Genomic DNA, 23871 nt, shown 5'->3' on the forward strand with positions numbered 1-23871 from the left:
ATGAATAAATATATTTATCTGCTAGCCGTTGTATTCGGACTAAGTAGCTGCAATGATTTTTTGGAGTTGTCTCCGACGAATAAGGTTATCGAAACGGATTATTACAAGACACAGGAGGATTTGACCGAGGCATTGGTCGCTGCCTATGACCCGTTGAAATGGAACGCTTATAATGCGTATAGCTCTTATGAACTGGTTAGTAATATCATGTCGGATGATGCGGAGACCGGTGGATCGACGGTATCGGATCAACCGCAGTTGCAACGAGTGAATGATTTTACCAATTGGGTGACACCGACAAACTTACCCGAGGGTTTATGGGGGCGTTCGTATGAGGGTGTAAACCGTGCGAATATCGTGATAGAGAAATGCCCTCTTCTTCCGGAGGGGACGATGTCGGCGGAGCTTCGTGATCGTTATGTAGCTGAGGCTCATTTCTTACGTGTATTTTATTATTTCCAGTTGTGGCGTTTCTTTGGATACATACCGTATTACGAGACGAATTTGGGATTGGATGATATAACAACTGTCCCTCAATTGCAACCGGATGAGGTCTATGCGAAGTTAATAGAGGATTTAGATAATAACGTTATTGGGAAGTTACCCAAGGTAGTCCCGGCTAATGAGAAAGGACGAGCTACGAATGGTGCCGCTATCGCAATGAAAGCACGTATCGTTCTCTATCAGAATGATGATACTAAAATGAAGGAGATCGCCAGCCAATTGAAAGAGCTAATTACCGATCCTGCCTATCAATATGACTTGATCCCGGATTATAAAGTCCTTTTTGATGATGAGTATGAGTGGTGCAAAGAATCTGTTTTTGAAGTCAATTATACGGAAATCGGGAACTCGAATGACTGGGCAGGCAAGGCCAATCAAGGTAACTCCGATATAATAATGCTAGGAGCCAGAGGTTTGAAAGATCCCAATAATGTGTATGTGGAAGGTTGGGGGTTTGCGCCTGTAACAAAAGCATTGAATGATGCGTTTTTACCGGATGATCCTAGAAAGTGGACAACGATCATAGATCATGAGGAGTTTAGAGCGGAAGGCGGAACGATTAGCTCGGATGTGAATCAATATACGGGGTATAGCGTACGCAAATATCATCCTCGTGCAGGGTATTCTTCTACGGTTGGTACGGAAGCGTTGAATTATAAAAACAATTACCGTGTAATTCGTTTCTCGGACATACTATTAATGGCATCGGAAGCTTTATTGAGAAGTGGAGGTAGCGTTGGCGAGGCACAGGATTATTATGCGAGAGTCGTTAAACGTGCGATGGGTGATGATTATAAGGTTCCGACGGTTTCATTGGATAATATCTATAAGGAACGCCGTTATGAGTTTGCGATGGAAGGTATTCGTTATTGGGATTTAGTACGTACGAACCAAGCGAAAGATTTTATCAAAGGCTGGGATGATACAAAGAAATACTTGCCGATTCCTCAGTCGGAGATTGATAAGTCGGATGGCCATTTGGTACAGAATCCTCATTTCTAAGAATTGAGCTGTATTTACATTTGTTCATTTTAGGAGAACCTGATAGCTTTTAATTTGTTGATAATTAGATATGGATGTGTGATCATTTGTCCACATCCATGTTTTTTGTCTTTAAGTAAATAGTTTAAATCGATAAAATATGAGATTAAAATAGAGTAATAACGGTACACGAATACCCATTTGCGACCGCTTACGATCCCGTTCGTTGGCTATTCACTTACGGATCCAAAAAGAAGGACATTTCTTTTTAGATGGGATAGGCTTGTATTCCAGATCTTTTTATGTACATTTGAAGCCACCCAATAGTGGGGTAACTAAAACATGATATGACTATGGAAAAGAAAACAGAAAAAGAGGAGAAGTATATGAAGGAATTACAAGATCGATATATCCGTTTCGACTGGGCCATCAAACGCCTACTCCGGCAAAAAGCGAATTTCGGAGTGCTAGAAGGCTTTCTTACCGTGTTCTTGGGCGAGCAGATCAAGATTGAGGAGATATTGGAGAGTGAGGGAAACCAGCAAATGGCCGATGATAAATTCAATCGGGTGGATATCAAGGCTAAGAACACAAAGGGAGATATCATCCTTATCGAGATCCAGAATACCCGCGAGCTTTATTATTTGGAACGTGTGCTCTATGGCGTGGCGAAAGCCGTCACCGAGCATCTTCATTTGGGACAGGACTATTCCGGGGTGAAAAAGGTCTATTCTATCAGTATCCTTTATTTTGATATAGGCGTAGGAACCGATTATCTGTATCACGGGCAGAACCAATTTGTCGGCGTGCATACCCATGATCATTTACAGGTAAATACCAAGGAGAGGGGTGCGATCGTCAAGCGTCTTCCCTCGGAGATCTTTCCGGAGTATATATTGGTCCGGGTGAATGAGTTTGATAAGGTGGCCGTGACCCCCTTGGAGGAATGGGTGCGATACTTGAAAGATGGGATCATAACTTCCGGAACGACAGCCCCCGGCTTGGAAGAGGCACGAGAGAAATTACGCTATTACTCAATGTCTCCCGAGGAACGTTATGCTTATGACGAACATCTGAATGCGATTATGATCCAGAATGACGTGTTGAGCACTGCTAAGTTTGAAGGACGGGAAGAAGGCCGTGCGGAAGAACGTCTAGAAACAGCTCGGCGTATGCGGTCTGATGGGCTTTCGATGGAAATGGTCGTGCGTTATACTGGTTTGTCAGAGGAGGAAATAAATAATTTATGATATCCTTGGGGCTTTGCTAGCGGAGCAGGATCGGTTCTTTTAAGTTCTTGGCCTGCTCCTCGGATGATGTTCCAGTATCTCTTTGCGAAGGAATTCCCGGTCGATATGTGTATATATCTCGGTGGTGGTGATTTTCTCATGCCCCAGCATCTCTTGGATAGCGCGTAAGTTGGCGCCGCCTTCCAGCAAGTGGGTGGCGAAAGAATGACGGAAGGTATGGGGACTTACGTTTTTATGGATACCGGCGGCCTCCGTCTGTTGCTTGATGATATGAAATACCATGATACGGGAGAGGGCCGTTCCTCGCCGGCTTAGAAATAAAATATCCTCGAAGCCTTTTTTAACCACGACCGAATTCCGGTCATACAGATAGTTTTTAATTTCCCGCAAAGCAACTTCGGAGATAGGAACAAGCCGTTGTTTGCTTCCTTTACCCTCTACCCGGATGAAACCTTCCTTGGGATATATATCCGAATAACGCAGGCCAGTAAGCTCCGATACGCGCAGTCCGCAACTATATAAAACCTCCAGCATCGCACGGTTCCGCTGTCCCTCGGGAAGCGTGAGGTCTATCGTGTCGAGAATGCTATTTATCTCGTTGACGGTTAATACTTCCGGCAGCTTCAATCCGATCTTGGGAGACTCTAACAATTCGGTCGGATCATTTGTTATATAATTGTCAAGCAATAAGAAACGATAGAACGATTTGATACCCGAGATGATGCGTGCTTGCGATCGGGGATGGATGCCGATGTCACGTAATTGGGCGATGAACTGTTGCAAGTCGTCGTAGCTGATCTCCTTAACGTCCTTTTTCTCATCCTCTGCGAAACGTAGCAATTTGTCAAGATCTGTCAAATAGGCGTCGATGGAGTTGGCTGAGAGCGATTTTTCTAATCGTAAATAGGTGTTATATCGGTTTATTATATCTTTTCCTTGTCGCATTGTCGGTATGTCGTTATGAATGTGTCAAATAAAATCCTTACCTTTGCCGGATAATTCCGGCCTCAACGGGCGGTACAAAGGTAATAAACTTACAATTAAGAATGAAGAAGATTCAGATCATCAATGGCCCTAATTTGAATCTGTTGGGCAAGCGAGAACCGACAGTATACGGAAATGCCTCGTTCGAGGACTATTTGAGCGAGTTACGTGCCCGCTTTCCTCAGTGTGAGATATCTTATTATCAAAGTAATGTGGAAGGAGAGATAATTAACAAGATCCATGAGGTGGGTTTTGAATATGACGGTATCGTGTTGAACGCCGGCGCTTATACGCATACTTCCATTGCGTTGCACGATGCTATCAAGGCGGTTACTACGCCAGTCGTGGAAGTGCATATCTCGAATGTGCATGCCCGTGAATCGTTTCGTCATGTGTCGATGATATCGGCGGCATGCAGGGGAGTGATTCTTGGGTTTGGGCTGGATTCGTATCGGTTGGCGATCGAATCGTTTATGTGATAGAAGGTTTAGAAGGTTATCAAATAGAATTAATAATTAGGTTATAATAATTTAAGGTATATGTTAAAGCATACGAAGATTGTTGCTACAGTTTCCGACCAGCGCTGCGACGTTGCGTTCGTTGAGGCGTTATATAAAGCGGGAATGAATGTGGTGCGCCTGAATACGGCTCACATGATGGAAGAGGGGTTGACCCGTGTGGTAAATAACGTCCGTACAGTATCCGACCGTATCGGTATCTTGATGGATACAAAGGGGCCGGAAGTACGTACCACGACGACGGTAAACAAGGAACCGATCCCTTTCAAGACTGGAGAGATCGTGAAGGTAATCGGTAATCCCGATCAGGAAACTTCGCATGATTGTATTTGTGTGTCATATAAGAATTTCGTGAACGACTTGGCGATTGGCAGCGACATCCTTATCGATGATGGTGATCTGGAAATGAAGGTTACCGGGAAATCCGGCGATTGTTTGCTTTGCGAGATCCAGAATGACGCTACGCTAGGTAGCCGCAAGAGCGTGAATGTGCCGGGCGTACGTATCAATTTGCCTTCGTTGACTGAGAAAGACCGTAATAATATCCTTTGGGCGATCGATCATGATCTCGATTTTATCGCTCACTCATTTGTTCGCAACAAACAGGACGTATTGGATATCCAACGTATCTTGGACGAGCGTAACAGCCCTATCAAGATTATCGCTAAGATCGAGAATCAAGAGGGTGTAGACAATATCGAGGAGATTTTGGAAGTGGCTTATGGCGTTATGATCGCTCGTGGTGACTTGGGTATCGAGGTTCCGGCCGAGAAGATCCCGGGTATCCAGCGTATGCTGATCCGTAAATGCGTGGAGGTGAAGAAGCCGGTTATCGTGGCTACGCAAATGCTTCATTCCATGATTAATAATCCTCGTCCTACTCGTGCCGAGGTTACGGATATCGCCAACGCTATTTATTATCGTACGGATGCTTTGATGTTAAGCGGTGAGACGGCTTATGGAAAATATCCGATCGAGGCGGTACAGACCATGACGAAAGTGGCTCGTGAAGCCGAGAAGACCAAGCTTTCCGCGAATGATATCCGTGTGCCGATCGAGGGGAATGATTTAGACGTAACTTCTTTCTTGGCGAAACAAGCTGTTAAGTCTTCTTCTAAATTACATGTGAAGGCGATTATCACGGATAGTTACACGGGTCGTACGGCACGTTATCTGGCCGCTTTCCGCGGAACCTCTACTGTGTTCGCTATATGCTATAATCCTCGTGTGATGCGTATGTTGGGTCTTTCTTATGGGGTATGGGCGGTTCATCAGCCGTACAACGACAGCCGTAGGGGATATTTCTATGATGCGTTGAACCAGCTGATCCATAGCGGACGTATCACTCGCAACGATATGGTAGCGTATTTGAGCGGTAGCTTCGGCGAAGGTGGCGGTACCAGCTTTTTGGAGATTAACAACGTAGGAAAGGTGCTGGATGCCGGCACGCAATATCAGTTGCCTACTTTTAAAGAGTAAGAGGAATGTTTACGGGCGAGATTGATGCGTATATTCTTTCTCATATAGATGAAGAAGGGGATTTGCTGTCGGCGTTGAATCGCGACGCCAATGTGAACCTTCTCCGTCCGCGTATGCTATCCGGGCATTTGCAGGGTAGGATATTGAAGATGTTTTGCCGGATGATTCGTCCGAGAAGAGTCTTGGAGATCGGGACTTATACGTCTTATGCCACTTTGTGTATGGCGGAAGGCATGGAAGAGGGGGCATTGATCCATACGATCGAGATCAATGACGAGATGGAGGATTTTATCATGAAATATCTTTCCCGCTCGCTACATAAGGACAAGATAAAAGTCCATTTTGGGGATGCGATGGAGATTATCCCCCGTTTGGATGAGACGTTCGATATGGTTTTTATCGATGCCGACAAACGCCTGTATTCCGAGTATTATGATTTGGTATTCCCGATGGTCCGTCCGGGCGGCTTGATTCTCGCGGATAATACGCTTTGGGACGGTAAAGTGGTAGAAGAAGTGCATCCTTCCGATAAACAAACGAAGGGAATACTGGTTTTTAATGAAAAGGTTAAGCAAGACGATCGGGTAGAGAAGGTGATCCTCCCTTTACGTGACGGCTTGACGATGATCTGGAAAAAGTAAATAATAAAGCGTATGGAAAGTACTAGATTACAAAAGATCGAACGCCTTCTTCAGAAGGAGTTGAGTGATATATTTCAGAAGCAGACGCAAGGAATGCATGGCGTATTGGTCTCTGTCAGCGTAGTTCGTGTAAGTCCGGATTTAAGTGTGGCGAGAGCTTATTTAAGCATTTTCCCGTCGGACAAATCGCAAGAGCTATTGGAGGCTATACGGAGCAATACGAAAGCGATCCGTTTTGATTTGGGGCAACGTATTCGTTTGCAGGTTCGTAAGATTCCTGAATTGAGCTTCTTTATAGACGATTCATTGGATTATATCGAGAATATCGACAATCTTTTGCATAAGTAATCAGAGGAGCCTTGAATCTTCCGTTCTATATAGCCCGGCGATATCTCTTTTCGAAGAAGTCGCACAATGCCATAAATATCATATCGATGGTATCGGTATGCGGGGTTGTTGTCGCCACGATCGCCTTAGTATGCGCCTTGTCGGTCTATAATGGTTTCAACGATTTGGTATCTTCTCTCTTCAGCAATTTTGATCCGGAGTTGAAGATCATGCCCCGGAAAGGGAAGGTTTTCGACCCGACCTCGGAAGAGATACGTAAGGTGAGGGAATTGCCCGGCATTGTTTGTTTTAGTGAGGTATTGCAGGACAATGCCTTGGTCCGTTATCGAGATCGTCAGGGTGTAGCTACCTTGAAAGGTGTAGACGAGCAATATGAGAAACTGGCGCAGATCGATAGTATCTTGATCGATGGAAAGTTCCTTCTGAATGACGAGGTAGCGAATTATGCGAATATGGGGATCGGATTGGCTTTCTCGCTAGGAATAAACGCAGGCTTTGTCTCTCCGCTGGAGATCTACGCTCCGAAGCGGGAGGAGAAGGTGAACATGGCGAATCCGGCTTCTTCTTTCAATTTGGAATATGCTTATATCGGTGCTGTCTTTCGTACGGACCAACAGGTTTACGATGATTCATATATGATCGTGCCTTTGTCATTGGCCCGTTCTTTATTTAATTATGATAAAGAAGTGACAGCGGTGGAATTGAAGGTGAAAGATAGCGGAGATATCGCTCCGGTAAAGAAAGAGATTCAACGTATCCTAGGTGATCAATATATCGTGCAAGACCGTTTTGAGCAACAAGAGGCTTCTTTCAAGATGATGCAAGTCGAGAAATGGATGACCTTCTTGATCCTTACTTTTATATTGGCGATCGCCTTATTCAACGTGGTGGGTTCTTTATCCATGTTGATGATCGAGAAACAGGAGGATGTGAGTACACTGCGTAATATGGGGGCTGATGACAGTCTGATCCGTCGGATTTTCTTGTTTGAAGGCTGGATGATCTCCGGTTTTGGAGCTTTGATCGGAGTCTTGATCGGGGTTGTACTTTGCTTGCTACAACAAGAGTTTGGCTTTATAAAACTAGGGGAAGCTGCCGGAGCGTTTATTATAGAGGCTTATCCAGTACGTGTAGTCACGGTGGATATAATAACAGTCTTTGTAACGGTATTAACGATAGGCTTTTTGGCTGCGTGGTATCCTGTACGATATCTTGCTAAGAAGTTGAAAATTGAGAATTGAGAATGAATACCGCTTGCCGATAATTCTCAATTCTCAATTCTTAATTAGTTGTATTCTTTTCCGTATTTGATTTTAGCGTCGGCTACGAATTGTTTGATACGTTGTTCGTCATCCTTCTTACAAATCAATAATACGTTTCCGGACTCAGCCACGATGCAATCTTTTAGCCCTTGGATAACGGCTAGACGTTTCGGGTTATTTAATGCGATCACATTGCCGGAGCATTCGTATAGCATTGCCTCGTTATTTTTCAATACTGCGTTCTCATTTTCGTCTTTATTCGCTAGGTCGAACAAAGATCCCCAGCTACCGAGGTCGGCCCAACCGAAATCTACACATAGCATATATACGTTGTGCGCTTTCTCCATGATACCGTAGTCGATGGATATATTTAGGCAATAAGGGAAATTCTCTTGGATGAACGCTTTTTCTTCCGGGGTATTAAATTTATCCTTACCTAGATCGAAACGGCTGCTGATATCCGGGAGATATTTAGAGAACGCTTCCAAGATCGTATTCACGTTCCAGACGAACAAGCCAGAATTCCAGAAGAATTCTCCACTTTCCATAAATACCTTTGCCAACTCGAGGTTCGGTTTTTCAGTAAAGGTCTTCACCTTGGTGAAATCATCTACTACCGTATCACTGCTTTGGATATATCCGTATCCTGTTTCCGGGCGGCTAGGCTTGATGCCCAAGGTGACCAACGCACGGTTTCTCTTCACGAAATCCAACGCCTTTTGAACGTCCCTCAAGAAAACATCCTCTTTTAAGATCAGATGGTCGGAAGGGGCTACGACAATATTGGCTTCCGGATTGCATGCCTTAATATGATAAGCCGCATAAGCGATACAAGGAGCTGTATTGCGACGAGCCGGTTCCAAAAGGATTTGTTCTTCCGCTAATTCCGGCAACTGCTCCTTGATTAAGTCCGCATAAGATTCGTTGGTAACGATGTATATATTTTCAGTAGGGATGATTTTTGCGAAGCGATCAAATGTCATTTGCAGTAAAGACCGTCCGCTCCCAAAAAAATCAAGGAATTGCTTTGGGTAACTTTCTCTACTGAAAGGCCAGAAACGGCTACCGATTCCGCCTCCCATGATGACGCAATAATTATCTTTCATGATATTGGCTGTTATTATGATTATACGTTTACAAATGTAACGAAATAATCTTTCTATGCGAAACAATCCCGTACATATTCCCACTGTGAAAAAAATATTTGAAAATTTTCACCCAAACGCTTGCGGGTTTAAAAAAAAGCTGTACCTTTGCAACGCATTTGAGAAACAAACCTACTGCTAAAGGTTAATTAAAAATGCCCAGATGGCGGAATTGGTAGACGCGCTGGTCTCAAACACCAGTGGATTCACTTCCATGCCGGTTCGATCCCGGCTCTGGGTACTGAAGTTGAAAAGCTTGATTGAGTAATCAGTCAAGCTTTTTTTGTATGTAATTATTCGGCAGGACTATCCACGGCTAGACAATTTTTGTATCTTTGCTCAACTCATGAATTTATAAACAACAAGGTGAAATATCCCATTAAAACAGAAAGATTAATCATACGGCTTGCTGAACCGGAAGATGCAGAAAGCATTTTTTCTTACCGTTCTGACTTTGCGGAAAATAAGTATCAGGGATGGTTCCCTGATTCAGTTGAAGAAGTCCGTGATTATATTAGCAATATGCCGGCGACAATGGATATTGCCAATATATGTTTTCAGTTTACCATTATTCTTGCAGATGAAAACAGGTTAATTGGTGATATGGGAATCAGCTTTACCAATCACAACAATATGCAGGCTGAACTTGGATGTACGCTACATAAAGATTATCAGAAAAAAGGTTATGCTACAGAAGCATTGAAAGCAATGGTTGATTATCTTTTTGGAACGCTCGATAAACATCGGATTATAGCCTCAGTCGATCCGAGAAATACAGCTTCTATCCAGTTAATAGAGCGATTGGGGTTCAGAAAGGAAGCTCACTTTAAGGAGAGCTATTATTTGCGTGGGGATTGGGTAGATGATATAATTTATGCGCAGCTTAAGACCGAATGGGGTAATAATGATAAATATAGCAAAGAAGAGATAATGATAGACCCCCAAATTATTACCTTGCAATTTAATGAATGTATCAGTAGGGCTGACATTAACGCACTATCCAGTTTAATGACTGAAAATCATGTTTTTATCGATATGGCAAACAATCGAATTGTAGGAAAATCTGATAATATAGTTAAGGCATGGAAGCCGTTTTTTAGACTTTATCCGGGATATCGAAACATTTTCGAGAGCGTAACAGTAAATGGTTCTATGGTTATTATGCAGGGATATTCCATTTGTTCAGATCAGGTTCTAAATAATGTTCATGCTATTTGGGTTGCAGAAATAAAGGAAAATAAGGTTAATCTATGGCATATCCATCCGGACACGAAAGAGAATAGAAATAAGTTTGGTATATAAACATGAAACAATGAGTATTGGAGAATATAAATGAATATAGGTTACAAGGTTGGTGAGTTGATTTATGATGCAAATATATATGATGGATTAAATACCTTTCTATCTGATTTGCAATTCTACAAAAAGTGGCTACCGAAAAATAAGGAGGCTGAAATACTTGAACTGTGCTGTGGTACAGGCAGACTTACGATCCCCATTGCCAAAGATGGATACAGCATTTGCGGAGTAGATTACACACCCTCAATGCTCGAACAAGCAAAGATGAAGGCTATCGAAGCAGAATTAGTGATTGATTTCATAGAAGCAGATATTAGAATGCTCGACTTGCAAGAAAAATTCGACCTAATCTTTATTCCATTTAATTCAATCCACCATTTATACAGAAACGAAGATTTATTCAATGCGTTAGGGTGCGTTAGAAATCATCTCAAAGCAGGAGGCTTATTTCTGTTAGATTGCTTTAATCCCAACATCCAGTATATTGTCGAGAGCGAAAAAGTGCAGGCAGTAATTGCCGAATATACAACGGATGATGGACGGGATGTGTTGATAAAACAAACAATGCGTTATGAGAGTACAACCCAAATCAATCGCATAGAATGGCACTATTTTATCAATGGCGAGTTTCATTCAATCCAGAATTTGGACATGAGGATGTTTTTCCCTCAAGAATTGGATTCATATCTGGAACGGGCTGGATTTGATATTATTCACAAGTTTGGAAGTTTTGAAGAAGAAGCATTTAACGATAATTCGGAAAAACAGATATATGTTTTAACCCTTAATGATAATAAGGTATTATACGAAAAGATACAAAACCAAAGATGAAAATGGACTTTAAAATCAGAATAGCGCAACAATCTGATAGTGCTGAACTGAGAGATTTATATAAGAATACCGTGCTTGTAGTAAACAGGCGTGATTATTCACAGGATGAAGTTGAAGATTGGGCATCATGCGGAGATGATCTTTCCAATATAGAGGAAATGATAAAGACTCACTATTTTATTGTGGCTGTTAATCAACTGTCTCAGATTGTAGGTTTTTCATCCATTACGCCGCAAGGCTATCTGCACTCTATGTTCATTCACGCAGACTTTCAAGGCAAAGGCATTGCAACTATGCTTTTGGAAGAAATAGAACGATATGCTATTACAAAAGGTATTATACAAATCACATCAGAAGTGAGTCTAACTGCTCGTCCATTCTTTGAGAAGCAAAAATACGTGGTGAAGAAGGAACAAAAACGACAGGCAAATAAATTGAATTTGACTAATTTTTGGATGGCAAAAACCTTATCTGTAATAAAACCATATCATGGTCGTATTCCTGCTTGTGGTGTGTTCTGTGGCGGTTGTCCAAGCTACACACGAGATGAAAAAATTTGTCAGGGAGCAGAGGAAAACAAAACCCGCTGTGAAAAATGTAGAACATTTTACCTGTGTTGCGTTGAGAAAGGAATAACACACTGCTACCAATGTCATCTATTTCCTTGTACTAAGTTCAAAGGTTTTACAAAACGTTGGTTAAAGTATGGGCAAGACTTTATTGAAAATCAGAAATTTTTAAAGCAGGTGGGTGAAATGGAATTTTTGAGGTTTTATAATGAAAAGGTTACAGATTAAGTTTAGTCCATTTCTCTTGTATATCTAAAATGAACTAAACCTTTGTTTTTATTGAAAGTTGTTAGCCTATCTCCTTTGAAAGAAATCTCTTGAATTCTTCCTCACTGGGCAACTGGATTTTATACTTTTGTACAAAAATATTTGGGTCTAATCCTGCTGTGGCATAACGAACTAAAGTATCTCCTTTTTCAGTACAAAGCAAAATACCGATTGGTGGATTATCATCGGGCTGCATTACTTCTGCTTTGAAGTAGTTTAGATACATATTCAGTTGGGATGCATATTCATGGTGGAATTTGTCAATTTTTAAATCCACTATGACATGGCATTTCAATATGCGGTGATAGAAAACGAGGTCAGCAAAGAAGTAATCTTCATCTATCAGTATGCGTTTTTGGCGAGCTTCAAAGCAGAAGCCGTGTCCCATTTCCAGAAGGAACTTTTGTAAATTATCAAGGATGGCTTGCTCTAAATCATTCTCTGTAACTAATGCCCGTTCATTTAACCCTAAGAACTCTAAGGTCAAGGGAGTATTTATTACATCCGCAGGCTGTAGTTGTGTGGTTTGTTGTTGTACTAATGCTGAAAGTGCTTCTTTGTTTTTGGATAGTCCGCTACGCTCATAATATAATGAGTTGATTTGACGTTCCAGTTCTCTAAAAGACCAGCATCCCCTAATTGCTTCGAATTCATAAAAAGCACGTTTAGTCGGATTGTCTAATTGAGATATACTTTTTAAATGAGAATAGGGTAACTTGTTAAAGACCTTTTTAGGTGATAGCGTCAATGCATTGTTTTGTCTATCAGTTAGTTGCAATTTGGCGGACGGTGTGTGCCGAATTTTCGAACCTGACATAACGTAGTGAAGAACCTCATCTTTCAACTGTGGATACACAAGATATAAACGTCTGAAATACCGGAATCTACGTTCGTTAAGCCCTTTGGTATTTAGTTGTTTTTCCAACTTCTTCAAAAGCTGCTCACCATAGGCTGCACGGTCTTCTCCGTTTTGTTCAAATTCCACGATATAACAGCCCATAAGCCAGTTACGGGAAGTTAGTGCAAGGTTTACAGAGTGTGCTGCTTGTGCTTACAGCGTGTCTTGAATGGCACTTCTCCGTATGTTTCAGCCCGCTATGTCCGAGCAAACTGGCTACTGTTTTAATATTAGCACCATTGTTAAGGATATTCACTGCAAATGAGTGACGGCCGCAATGCCAGCTTATGTGCTTGTCTATTCCGGTTCTTTTCACCCAACGCTTCACTGATTTACAGCAGCTTTCATAGGATGGTAGATTAAATATAAGCACATCTTTGTTGCCATCCGCAAGAGGTTCACCAATAATAGAGACCAAACCGTCATTCAAAGGAATGACTACTCCACTAGCAGAAGAATGCCCTTTGGTCTTATTCTGTTCAAACTTCAATAGCTTGTTTGAGTAGTCTACATTCTTATATGTAAGGTCTTTCAGTATCACATCGTGTTCGATGGTATAGCGTATCACTTTCTTGAAACGCTGATAGATACTTTTTGCTCCCTCGCCAACGCTACGGGATTGCAAATAGTCTACAAACAGAACCATCATATCCTTAGTGATAAATTCGGGTTTGATGTTGCATTCATATAATGGGTACTGTTCTTTCAGAAAGTCCTTAAAGCGGCTGAATGCAATCTGCATCATGCGCAGGTCTTTCTTAATATTTATGGCTAATCAGTTAAAGAAATTCCTTTCTTTGGAGATTGAACGGTTCAATGCTTCGCAGAAGAAAGGATTTAGCTTTATGTTTTGATGTAAAATGCTTTTTCATAGTTCCTCTATAATAGAAGCTCACGCTAGTAGCCAAGAGGTAGTGTGGCATGTTTAGAACATGTATTCCCAAAAAGAAGAAGGAATCTGCTCTTTTGTCGAAAAAAAGTCTTATGTTTACGCACGATATGAAAAACAGGGTTTATATAGGCCCTGATATCAGTAAATAACCAACCTTGACATGTGTACAAACAGAGATAAGGCTATCTCTTTTGGGCGGGACGGCGGAGATGTCTGCCGTTTCGTTTTTTGTCTATGAGCCAGAGACGTGGTTGCTGACGAATCGTTGCCTCAAGATATTTTTCTGCAGATTCATCGTTCATATATTGCCAATATTAATCAAGTAAACGCTCACCCGATATTTATTGGGGACAGACTTAATTCAAAGGGATAAGACAAGAATTGCGGATGTCAGCTTAATGCGATGAATGGTATCTTTTTGATTGAAATACCTTCTTTTTCACGACACGGCTCTCTGGCTATAAAAGCCAACGAGCGTAAGCGGGGAGCGCGAACAAGCTACCACAACCGCTTTTTAACACGATAAGCGTCGCTTTTTAACGAATATATACGTATCAACCTACACATATGGCTGTATCAACTCACACATATAGCAGTGTTAACCCACACATATAGTCGCGTCAAGCTACACATATAGTGGCGTAAGCCTACACATATATAGGTATCGGCCCTCACATGCGGTAGCGTTGGGCATTATTACCGCCTAACGACCGTAAAACATGAACTAGGGTGAATTATTTCGGCTGGAACGGAAGGCTGTTTTTCAGCAAACGGCTATCAAACAGAGAATTGCTGTTTTTTTCTCTCGAATTTGGAAGCGAGACGCACTTGGGTACGGAATAATCGATTCTCCGGGACTTCAGATTACAAGTTGTCAAAAAGACAAATGGGCCACTTGTATCTATAGTTCCTCTGCCATTTCCCGATAACCATCGGGGGAGAGACGGTTAATGTATAATTTATGCCTTGTCAGGTGAATAACTTACGGCTGGGGGTAGCCGTAAGCTTACGAGTCTGGAAGTGGTTAGTTATTCACTTGGGAGGCCTTTCTCAAGTGAGTTGGTCTGTTGATTAATAGTTTATAAGACAGCGATTTATATGGCAATAGTTATCTCATGATCTCATCTGTTGGCCGACTTATCTTAGGCTGCCGGCTGAAATATAGATGAGCCTGAAGATATCCCCAATGATTATCGGGTGAGCCTATAAAATACCTATAACTCGAAGCTAGCGGTACTATCAATACTTTTGTGTCAAAGAGGAAGCTTGATTCAGATCTTATGCTTTGATAGGTTTACATTATTTTAATGTACGCCTGTACATTATATATAGTTAAATACGTTGATGTTTGACAATCTTTTATGGGATAGAAACGACTAGTTTAAACGATCGATTCTTTTAGTCATTTGCAAAGGTACGCGTTTCTTCGATACTTGCAACCCTTCTGAGCTATTTTTTTCACCCCTTATCCTCTTTCTTATCAATCAAATAGGCTATCCGTTACGAAACAGCCGATTCCTTTCACGAACCATTCTTTTTACCCCCTTAAAAAACGCAAGATCTAGACGATCGTTTAGACTAGTCGTTTTCGGGTAAAACAAGGGTGCTAAACGACGGGATGGACTTTAATTAACACTATTATTAATATTAAATTTTGAATTTATGAACAAAAGGATTTTTACCTTGTTAACAGCTGGTTTACTGCTAGGTGGACCTGCTTTTAATGCTGCGTATGCCGCTACTGATCTTACGACTAAGACCGTAATTTCCTATAGCGAGAATAAGACGGCTCTTGCTAATGGAATGAGCTTTTATCTAGGTGCGTCTGAGAATACGTTGTTGAAGGTTACAGATGTTCTTACGACGAAGGACAAAAAGAAGGTTATTTCTTTTGGTGCTGCTGACGGTGATGTGACTACAGGAGTCGTATTTACTATCCGTAATTATTCATCTAACTCTTTTGAGTTGTGGGCTAATGTTGGTGGTGTGGCTTATCAGGTAGTTACCGATAAAGACGGTAATGCGTTGACTGCCGCTACCGGCAACAATCTTTCTGAGTTGAATGCTAAGTTCGCTGTATCAGAGGGCAAGTTGAAATTCTCAGGTTTGTATACAGTAACTGTACCTACAAAAGAAGTAAAGAATGGCTTGAAAGCATTCTCTTGCTCAGAGGGTATTGATGCCGCTTATTTGAATGACTATAATTCAAATGGCACAACATTGTCATTCGATTATACAACGAATGAACTGGTTGGAAATTTGTTTGATAAGGTTGTTCCCGTATCATTTACGGATGAGGTTGCGGCAACTCAACCTTCTGATGAGAATAAGTTGGCTGCCGGTACTTATTTCGTGAAAGGTGATTCGAAGAAAGTTAAGGCATTTGTTAGTGCGGTAAATGCAGAGACTCCAGATAATGACGCAATCTTGACAGCGGCTCAAGAAATTACATTCTTAGCTTTAGATCCCTCTAATCGTTATGACATCAATGGTAAGCAAGACAATGAGGGATATGCTTTGTATTGGATGAAGGGATCGGTTGCTACAGCCAACGCTGACTCTTGCTCTAACGCAAACTTTACGATTACGGCGAAAGACGTATTGAATGAGGATGGTAAATTGACGTTGACTGTTGATTATAAGAAAAAAGATCAAACAACAGCTGCGACGAAGGTTTACGTAGCTGCTGTTAAGCCATCTGTTTCTGATACGAAAACTTATGTTACTTCTGTTCTAATGTCAGGAACGAAATATTCCGCTATCCATCCTCAACTAGGTGAAAACTCTTACCTTGACGCTTCAGTATTGTTGAAGAAGAACATTGAGAATGTGGTTAATATCTACTTCACTAGCTCAACCAAGAGTGAGAATGATGAGGCTGATTCACAAACTGAGTACCATAAGTATTTGACAATAGATCCTGCTGATGGTTCAAGCTTAAGTGTCGCCGCTTATAATAGCGTAGATTTCACTATGCCGGTATCACAATGGATCGTTTCTGGCTTCAACGGCAAATATGAATTTACATTGACAAACCGTGAGACTGGTGATGATTTAGTATTACGTTTACAACCTAATGGTGCTGAAGGTGGCTATAAGGTAGTTAACGCTAAGTACAACGGCACTGATGTAACAATCGCCGCAAATAAGGGTGTAACAACAGCGTTAGCTTTAGCAAACAATACTTCCGTTAAGTTCAACACGATCGCTACGACTCGTACGGACGGATATAAGGTATTCACGGATACTCAGATCGCTGAAGGCTTTAAGATGACATTCAATGGTAAGGACGCGTTATTCGGAGAGAAAGCTCTTTACGCTATTGATGACAATGCTACTAAAACAATGAAGGCTTCAACCAAAGAGGAGAATTTAATCGTTCTTTATCCGGAAAGAATAAAGGGAGCGAAAGATCATTCTACTAAATCTCTGCAAGGTGTTGAGGATTATGTGATAAGCACAAATGCTTTCGCTTATTTGAATGATAAGGGAGAGGTTGTCATGAAGGCTGATGGCGATACATTGGTTGTTCCGACTTATGTTTTACGCTATACGGAAGCCAAAGGTGATGATGCTAAATATCTTGGCGCTGCCGCATCTAGAGATAAGGCTGCTGATGCCGCTACAGAGTTCGCTGTTGTTAAGAATGCCGCTGGCGCTTATTCTTTAGTTGCGGTGAAGGATGTAACAGACGGTAAGCTTAGTTATGAGGGTTCCACTGGTTCAAATGCGAAAACAGCAAAAATTGGAACAACAGATTTGAAGGTTTCTTTCGATGGTGGTCGTTATATGGCAGCTAAAGCCTTGAATGAGGCTTACGCTAACGTTGAGGTTTTGGACGCTAATCCGTTCAACCCGTCATTGGCCGCTAAACCTCGTCACGCTTCTTTCGACAATATGTTAGGCTCTATCAACTATCAGTTGAATAAGAATGGCTTCAACGAGGGCATCTTGTCCGCTGAAAGCATGATCTTCTGGTTAGATACAGCGGATAGCAAGGCTAAGACTCCGTCATTCTATATCTCTAAGGGTATTGAGGTGGCTGAAGGTGAGGAAAAACCGGCTGAGAGAATGTTCATGTTCAATCCGACAGATTCTTTGCATTATTTCGTTGAAGGTTCTGCGCAACAATATACGGACGAGAAATATTATTTGGAAGGTTCAGGCAAGTCTGAGACGAAGGTTATCTTCCGCCCGGCTATCCTTACGGGGGTTGATACAATCACTACTACCGTGAAAGGTGAGACCGTTAAGGTTGTTAAGGAGCTTAACGATGACAAGAGCGTGAAATCAACAGATCGATTGGATGCGTTCAAATTTAATATCACACTTGCGGAGGGAGATGATGAATATTTCGTTTCTTCTCAAAGAAAGGTCAAAGAGGGTGATGTTTATAAGACAGCTTATGTATATGCTTTGAATGGTATGTTAGGTTTAACAACAAATCCAGAAAAGGCAATGGTCTTCACGCTTGGCACAGAGGTTCCGACAGCCAACGAATCTATCGACGCAAAAGAATCTTCTATCGTAGTTGTAGCCGGTAACGGTGTCGTAACTATCCAAGGTGCCGCAGGCGAGACTGCTTACGTTCGTACTGTATTAGGCCAGACAGTTGCTGAGACGGTTCTTACTTCCGACAACGCTACTATCGCCGCTCCTGCTGGTGTAGTATTCGTAACGGTAGGTAACGAGACAGTGAAAGTAGCTGTAAAATAAGGATATTCAATAAAGGAATAATGAAATAAGATAATCAACAATTCCCGTGAGGGTTTCGATCCCAAGTAATCCGTGACGGATGAACAGGCGGGAGTTGGATTAATATTAATACTAAAGTAATAAATTAAGAGGTCCGTAAGTACCTCCGTGAGGATGGAGTACGGATAAAGAAACAAGTCTCCGGCAGGCGTAAGCTTTGCTGGGGACTTCGTATTTTGCGACCTTATTTATGTGTAACTAATGAAAAAAGAACTGTCTAATAACGTGAAAGATGGGGTCTTTTTGTATTTTTGCGGAAATTAGAAGTAATAGTAATATCAAAAATAAGCTCAAACAATTAATGTCAAACTCAAAAATCTCAGCGGCCGCATTTGCGGACACAAAACCTCATTATGACCTTCTTGATGGATTGAGAGGTGTCGCCGCGCTAATGGTTATATTTTATCATGTATTCGAAGCCTTTGCGACGAGTCCTATCGACCAACGATTTAATCACGGGTATTTAGCCGTTGATTTCTTTTTTATCCTATCGGGATTCGTGATTGGTTATGCCTATGACGACCGGTGGAAAACCATGACGACAAAGGATTTTATCAAACGTCGATTGATCCGTTTGCATCCGATGGTTGTCCTTGGAGCTGTTTTGGGAGTTATCGCGTTTTGTATACAAGGGTGTGAGAAGTGGGATGGCACGCAGGTCTCCATATCCATGGTGATGCTAGCTTTGCTTATCAACCTTTTTTTGATACCGGCTGTACCCGGCTCCGGGCCTGAGATCCGTGGAAATGGTGAGATGTTTCCTTTGAATGGTCCTAGTTGGTCTTTGTTCTTCGAGTATATCGGAAATATTATGTATGCTTTGTTTATTCGTCGGATGTCAACGAAGGCGCTTACGGCACTTATTGTCTTGGCGGGAATCGGATTGGCTTCGTTCGCTATATTCAATTTTTCCGGTGCGGGGCACCTAGGTGTGGGGTGGACGATGGAAGAGTACAATTTGATCGGTGGTTTCTTGCGTGTGTTATTTTCTTTCTCTATCGGATTATTAATGTCGCGCGTTTTTAAGCCCATTCCTGTCAAAGGAGCTTTTTGGATATGCAGCTTGGCGATCGTCGTTTTACTCTCCATGCCATATGTCGGTAATGGCGAGGCTTTATGGATGAACGGTATCTATGATTCCGTATGTGCGATCCTAATATTCCCTATGCTTGTTTATCTGGGGGCTTCCGGGAAAACAACCGATAAGCATTCCGCCCGTATCTGTAAATTCTTGGGGGATATCTCTTATCCTTTGTATATGGTACATTATCCACTTATATACTTGTATTTTGGGTGGGTGAAGAAGGAGAATCTTACATTCGCGGAAGCATGGCCGGAGGCGGTGGCATTAGTTGTCGGAAGTATCGTGTTGGCTTACATTAGTTTGAAACTCTATGACGAGCCGGTTCGCAGATCTTTGACAAAACGCTTTTTGCAGGTGCGTAAATAACCTGCTATGACCGTATGTGCTACCAAACACATACGGTTATATTGGTGAATAAGAGATCAAAGTGGGTGTCAGTGTCGGTTTGCCCACTCTAAGATTGCCGGACTTCCGACATCAACTCCGAATTCTTTGGCTTTTCTCAAGATGTTACGAGCCAATTCTGGCTTTTGCTGATCGGTAGCGTATCGAAAATAGGATTCAGCCGCCCGTACGTGTGTGGCGTCCGGCATAGGATATTTCCGTTCTTCGGGTAATCCGAAATCAGAGTCGTTCAACTCTTTGCGTTCCTCCGTGTCAAGCCGGTCAGAACCTTGTTCTCGTTCTCTTTCCATCGTGATAATTTTTTAATGATCCGTTCGTTCGTCCTGTTCATAGAACGTTTCGATCGGAACAAAAACTTCTCGCTAAAAAGTGTTGGGAAAGAATTAATGTTTATTTAATGGATCTGATTCATAAGGAAAACATCGAATGGTTATTCCGGTTCGATGTAAGTGAAAGCTTAATTCATCGATCGATAGAAAAGCTATTTCACGGATAGTAGCGTAATTTATGTGCCTAATCCTGTAGTAGTTAATATTTATTATGTATCTTTGAACGATCTTTATTCGAGCCGGGTAATATGCATAAAGCTTGACTCATTTTCTTGATTTGTAGTATAAATAAATAAGAGGTCATGATATTAAAGGGTGGTTACCATAAATCTATCTTTTTGCTAACAATTTTGTTGATACTTATCTCATCCCAGTGCTTGGCTCTATCAAATAACGGACAGGCGGACTATATCCTTATTATTAATTCTTATACGGAATCCACGCCTTGGAGCCGTATTTTTACGACTCCGATCTATGAACGTATGGTAGCGGGTAATGAGGATATTGATGCCTATACGGAGCATATGGATGTGATGCTGATGAAAAATGAGAAGGACGTGGAAGATTTTACCTTATATTTATTGGACAAATATAAGAAGGCCCCTAAATTAATCATTTTGCTAGGTAATAGCTCATACGCTTTGTTAAAAGACAGGCTCAACGAGAAATGGGGTAGGGAGTTATCTTATTTGGTTTGCGTAGAGAAGGACTATCTAGCTCCCCGGGAATATTATCTTTCCAAAAAAGCTTGTCCTGAACCAGAACGACAGAACTTATCGGATATTGTCGAGACCGAGAGAGAATTGACAATTATTTATGTGCCGGAATATATCATGGAGACAGTTTCCCTTATGAAGCAAGCGAATCCGGATATGCGTCGACTTTTATTCCTTTCTGATAAGCGGTATATTAGTGCGCAAAACCAGAATTCCATACATAAAGCCATAACCAATAATTTCCCGGATGTCAAATTGGAACTGGTCACTGCCGGTGATATACAGACTGATGAATTGATAGATATTCTGCAAAATGCGGACAAACAGACAGGCATATTATATTACTCATGGATATTGTTACATACACAAGGTAATAAAGAGGTGTTAAGTTCGGATACCTACCGCATGATCAGTTCGTATACGGATCTGCCTGTCTTTACCTTGAATGATATGGATATTGTGGAGAATGGTATGGCGGGAGGATTTTTCTTCCCTGCGTCGAATATTTCCAATACCCTTATTAACACGATTAACGGACTTTTGAGAAATGAAGTATTCAATACCATTATAACTCCGGATCAGCCCCATCCAGTATTAAACTATCCGGTCTTGGTAAATAGGGGGATGTTTTCGTCAGGTTATCCTGCGGATACGATATTCTATATGAGACCTCCTTCGTTTTGGGAACAATATGGCGATTATGTTAACGCAGGGATCGGTGTTCTTTTATTTATTGCTTTTGTTGTGTTCATGAGGATCCGGTCATTGAATAGGATTCGATTGTATCAGGAGAAAGAGATAATGTTTATGCGAAATTATAGCAGATTGGTCAATAGTATGCCTATTTGCTATATGAAACAACGTATCCTATTCGATGAAAAAGAGTATCCCACTGATTATGTTATTTTAGAGCTAAATCCGGCATTGGAGGCTTTATTGAAGTGTGACAAATCTTATATAGGGAAAAAAGGCTCGGAAATTCATCCGTTGCAAATGTCGCGGTATTTAAAAGTTTGTCATCTTATTTTCTCGGAAAATAAAAAAATAAATACACAATATTACTACAAGCCGACAGACTGTTACTTCAATGTTTTGATCATATCAGCGAATACCCCGGGTTGTGTGGATATTTTTATGGTTGATGTTTCGGAATTAGCGAAGACGCAGCAAGTGCTCCGCACCGTGAACCAGAAACTGTCCATGTCGTTGGACGTGGCGAATGTCACTCCTTGGAAGTGGGACTTGGTTCAGCATACGATTCTTTGTGACGTGAATAAGGCAGTGAACGTGAATTTCTCCGGACTATTTGACGAGAACCAGCTGACGGTTCCCGATACCGAGTATTTCTCCAAGATCTATAAGGAAGACCGCGAAAAGGTAAGGAAGGCTTATGAGTCACTTATCCTCGGTAAGGTGAATAAGATAAAGGAGGAATACCGGATCTATAATCCGAATAAAGGATTGCACGGGCTGGAGTGGGTGGAAGCTTGCGCCGCCGTGGAGAAAAAGGATGAGAACGGGAAACCTCTCACGTTGGTTGGTTCTTCCTTGATCATTTCCGACCGGAAAGAGGTTGAGCGAGAATTACTGGAGGCAAAAAATAAGGCGGAGGAGTCCAATCGCCTTAAATCGGCCTTCTTGGCTAATATGAGCCATGAGATACGTACGCCGCTGAATGCTATCGTAGGTTTCTCCAATATCCTTGCCGAGACGGACGTGTTGGAGGAAAAACAGGAATATGCCGAGATCATTGAGAATAATAACGCGTTGCTACTCCAATTGATAAACGATATCTTGGATTTGTCTAAGATAGAGGCTGGGACCTTGGAGTTCGTGTATTCGGACGTGGATGTTAATACCTTATTGTCTGATCTGGAACGTTCCATGAGTAAAAGGGTCGTAAATGAAAATGTCCGTCTGGTGTTTGAGCGTAAGGAGAAAGATTGTTATGTATCTATCGCTAAGAATCGGTTGATGCAAGTTATCATCAACCTTTTGACTAACGCCATTAAATTTACGGACCAAGGCTCTATAAGCTACGGTTATTCTTGCCTAAATAAAAAGATGCTGCGCTTCTATGTCTCTGATACCGGCCGGGGGATCTCCGTTGAACAACAAGAAGCGATATTTGACCGATTCGTGAAGTTGGATTCTTTCGCCCAAGGAACTGGTTTGGGACTTTCTATCTGCCGGATGATTGTCGATCATCTAGGGGGAGAGATGGGCGTTGAGTCTGAGATCGGGAAGGGTAGTACGTTTTGGTTTACCTTCCCCTACAAAGCGCCGGAGAAACCTGTGAGGGAGGATGTCATTTTTGAGAAGATAAAGGTTGAGAAAGATAAGTTGACGGTACTTATCGCTGAAGATAACGCCGGCAATTTCAAGCTTTTCGAGACTATACTGAAGAATGATTACACAATCGTACACGCTTGGAACGGAAAGGAGGCGGTGGAGCTGTTTAAGGAATATGAGCCTCATATCGTATTAATGGATATCAATATGCCGGAAATGAACGGATATGAGGCGACCAAGGAAATCCGTAAGCTCTCAGAAGTCATTCCCATCATCGCCGTTACCGCCTATGCTTTCGCGTCGGACGAGGAACAGGTCATGAATAGCGGATTCGATGCTTATGCCTCTAAGCCATTGAATGCCTCTGCCCTTAAAAAGCAAATGGTCGATCTTCTAAGGGCGAGGGTGTTTGTTATCTAAGT

18 protein-coding genes, 1 tRNA gene and 1 pseudogene are annotated in these 23871 nt (G+C 41.9%); 15 read left to right on the plus strand and 5 right to left on the minus strand.

Going from position 1 to position 23871, the window contains the following annotated elements; genetic code table 11:
- The gene (locus tag BDI_RS16465) at nt 1-1506 is read left to right on the plus strand and encodes a RagB/SusD family nutrient uptake outer membrane protein (RefSeq protein WP_008779096.1); all 1506 of its coding nucleotides are present in this window, start codon (nt 1-3) and stop codon (nt 1504-1506) included.
- Between the two features lie 332 nt (nt 1507-1838).
- The gene (locus BDI_RS16470; protein ID WP_011967262.1) at nt 1839-2735 is read left to right on the plus strand and encodes an Rpn family recombination-promoting nuclease/putative transposase; all 897 of its coding nucleotides are present in this window, start codon (nt 1839-1841) and stop codon (nt 2733-2735) included.
- 39 nt (nt 2736-2774) lie between these two features.
- On the opposite strand, the gene xerD is transcribed toward BDI_RS16470, so the two are convergent.
- The gene (gene xerD, locus BDI_RS16475) at nt 2775-3680 is read right to left on the minus strand and encodes a site-specific tyrosine recombinase XerD (protein WP_005859891.1); all 906 of its coding nucleotides are present in this window, start codon (nt 3678-3680) and stop codon (nt 2775-2777) included.
- Between the two features lie 101 nt (nt 3681-3781).
- Between xerD and aroQ the strand changes: the two genes are divergently transcribed.
- The 5 genes from aroQ to BDI_RS16500 are packed head-to-tail and all read left to right on the plus strand — an operon-like array spanning nt 3782 to nt 7946.
- The gene (gene aroQ, locus BDI_RS16480; RefSeq protein WP_005859889.1) at nt 3782-4198 is read left to right on the plus strand and encodes a type II 3-dehydroquinate dehydratase; all 417 of its coding nucleotides are present in this window, start codon (nt 3782-3784) and stop codon (nt 4196-4198) included.
- A 60-nt stretch (nt 4199-4258) separates the two neighbouring features.
- Nucleotides 4259-5716, plus strand: coding sequence for a pyruvate kinase (gene pyk / locus BDI_RS16485; protein WP_005859887.1), 1458 nt, complete (start codon nt 4259-4261; stop codon nt 5714-5716).
- Between the two features lie 5 nt (nt 5717-5721).
- Nucleotides 5722-6357: an O-methyltransferase gene (locus BDI_RS16490; RefSeq protein ID WP_005859885.1), complete on the plus strand. Its 636-nt coding sequence runs from the start codon at nt 5722-5724 to the stop codon at nt 6355-6357.
- Between the two features lie 12 nt (nt 6358-6369).
- Complete coding sequence (rbfA, locus tag BDI_RS16495) at nt 6370-6705, plus strand: 30S ribosome-binding factor RbfA (protein WP_005859883.1); 336 nt, start codon at nt 6370-6372, stop codon at nt 6703-6705.
- Nucleotides 6706-6716: 11 nt separating this feature from the next.
- Complete coding sequence (locus BDI_RS16500; RefSeq protein ID WP_008778805.1) at nt 6717-7946, plus strand: FtsX-like permease family protein; 1230 nt, start codon at nt 6717-6719, stop codon at nt 7944-7946.
- 44 nt (nt 7947-7990) lie between these two features.
- Here the strand turns inward: BDI_RS16500 and BDI_RS16505 are convergent, their stop codons facing one another.
- Nucleotides 7991-9073 (minus strand): mannose-1-phosphate guanylyltransferase, encoded by a 1083-nt coding sequence (locus tag BDI_RS16505; protein ID WP_009016577.1) that lies wholly within the window; start codon nt 9071-9073, stop codon nt 7991-7993.
- A gap of 196 nt (nt 9074-9269) precedes the next feature.
- Here BDI_RS16505 and BDI_RS16510 point away from each other — a divergent pair.
- The 4 genes from BDI_RS16510 (at nt 9270) to BDI_RS16525 (ending at nt 12039) form a co-directional block, all read left to right on the plus strand.
- A tRNA-Leu gene (locus BDI_RS16510) sits at nt 9270-9353 on the plus strand.
- A 125-nt stretch (nt 9354-9478) separates the two neighbouring features.
- The gene (locus BDI_RS16515; RefSeq protein WP_011967263.1) at nt 9479-10414 is read left to right on the plus strand and encodes a GNAT family N-acetyltransferase; all 936 of its coding nucleotides are present in this window, start codon (nt 9479-9481) and stop codon (nt 10412-10414) included.
- A gap of 30 nt (nt 10415-10444) precedes the next feature.
- Nucleotides 10445-11242: a class I SAM-dependent methyltransferase gene (locus tag BDI_RS16520; protein ID WP_008772948.1), complete on the plus strand. Its 798-nt coding sequence runs from the start codon at nt 10445-10447 to the stop codon at nt 11240-11242.
- On the plus strand, nt 11239-12039 hold the full coding sequence (locus tag BDI_RS16525) for a GNAT family N-acetyltransferase (RefSeq protein WP_011967264.1): 801 nt from the start codon (nt 11239-11241) through the stop codon (nt 12037-12039). The genes BDI_RS16520 and BDI_RS16525 overlap by 4 nt, the downstream gene beginning before the upstream one ends.
- Before the next feature lie 61 nt (nt 12040-12100).
- On the opposite strand, the gene BDI_RS16530 is transcribed toward BDI_RS16525, so the two are convergent.
- Together BDI_RS16530 and BDI_RS16535 are read right to left on the minus strand one after the other, a co-directional pair.
- Complete coding sequence (locus BDI_RS16530) at nt 12101-13078, minus strand: PDDEXK nuclease domain-containing protein (RefSeq protein WP_041525611.1); 978 nt, start codon at nt 13076-13078, stop codon at nt 12101-12103.
- Between the two features lie 73 nt (nt 13079-13151).
- Nucleotides 13152-13736: pseudogene (locus tag BDI_RS16535) on the minus strand (tyrosine-type recombinase/integrase); the annotation flags it as partial.
- A gap of 379 nt (nt 13737-14115) precedes the next feature.
- On the opposite strand from BDI_RS16535, the gene BDI_RS21475 reads away from it, so the two are divergent.
- From BDI_RS21475 to BDI_RS16545, 3 genes are all read left to right on the plus strand, one after another.
- A complete protein-coding gene (locus BDI_RS21475) occupies nt 14116-14241 on the plus strand; it encodes a LytTR family transcriptional regulator DNA-binding domain-containing protein (RefSeq protein ID WP_121959920.1) in 126 nt (41 codons plus the stop codon).
- A gap of 1289 nt (nt 14242-15530) precedes the next feature.
- Nucleotides 15531-18584 (plus strand): DUF6383 domain-containing protein, encoded by a 3054-nt coding sequence (locus BDI_RS21375; protein WP_011967267.1) that lies wholly within the window; start codon nt 15531-15533, stop codon nt 18582-18584.
- 340 nt (nt 18585-18924) lie between these two features.
- Nucleotides 18925-20073, plus strand: coding sequence for an acyltransferase family protein (locus BDI_RS16545; protein WP_011967268.1), 1149 nt, complete (start codon nt 18925-18927; stop codon nt 20071-20073).
- 68 nt (nt 20074-20141) lie between these two features.
- Here BDI_RS16545 and BDI_RS16550 read toward each other — a convergent pair whose 3' ends face one another.
- Nucleotides 20142-20402 (minus strand): DUF6582 domain-containing protein, encoded by a 261-nt coding sequence (locus BDI_RS16550; protein WP_011967269.1) that lies wholly within the window; start codon nt 20400-20402, stop codon nt 20142-20144.
- A gap of 377 nt (nt 20403-20779) precedes the next feature.
- On the opposite strand from BDI_RS16550, the gene BDI_RS16555 reads away from it, so the two are divergent.
- A complete protein-coding gene (locus BDI_RS16555; protein ID WP_227742513.1) occupies nt 20780-23869 on the plus strand; it encodes an ATP-binding protein in 3090 nt (1029 codons plus the stop codon).
- Nucleotides 23870-23871 lie beyond the last annotated feature (2 nt).

Origin of the sequence: Parabacteroides distasonis ATCC 8503, from assembly GCF_000012845.1 — a bacterium.
Lineage (GTDB): Bacteria > Bacteroidota > Bacteroidia > Bacteroidales > Tannerellaceae > Parabacteroides > Parabacteroides distasonis.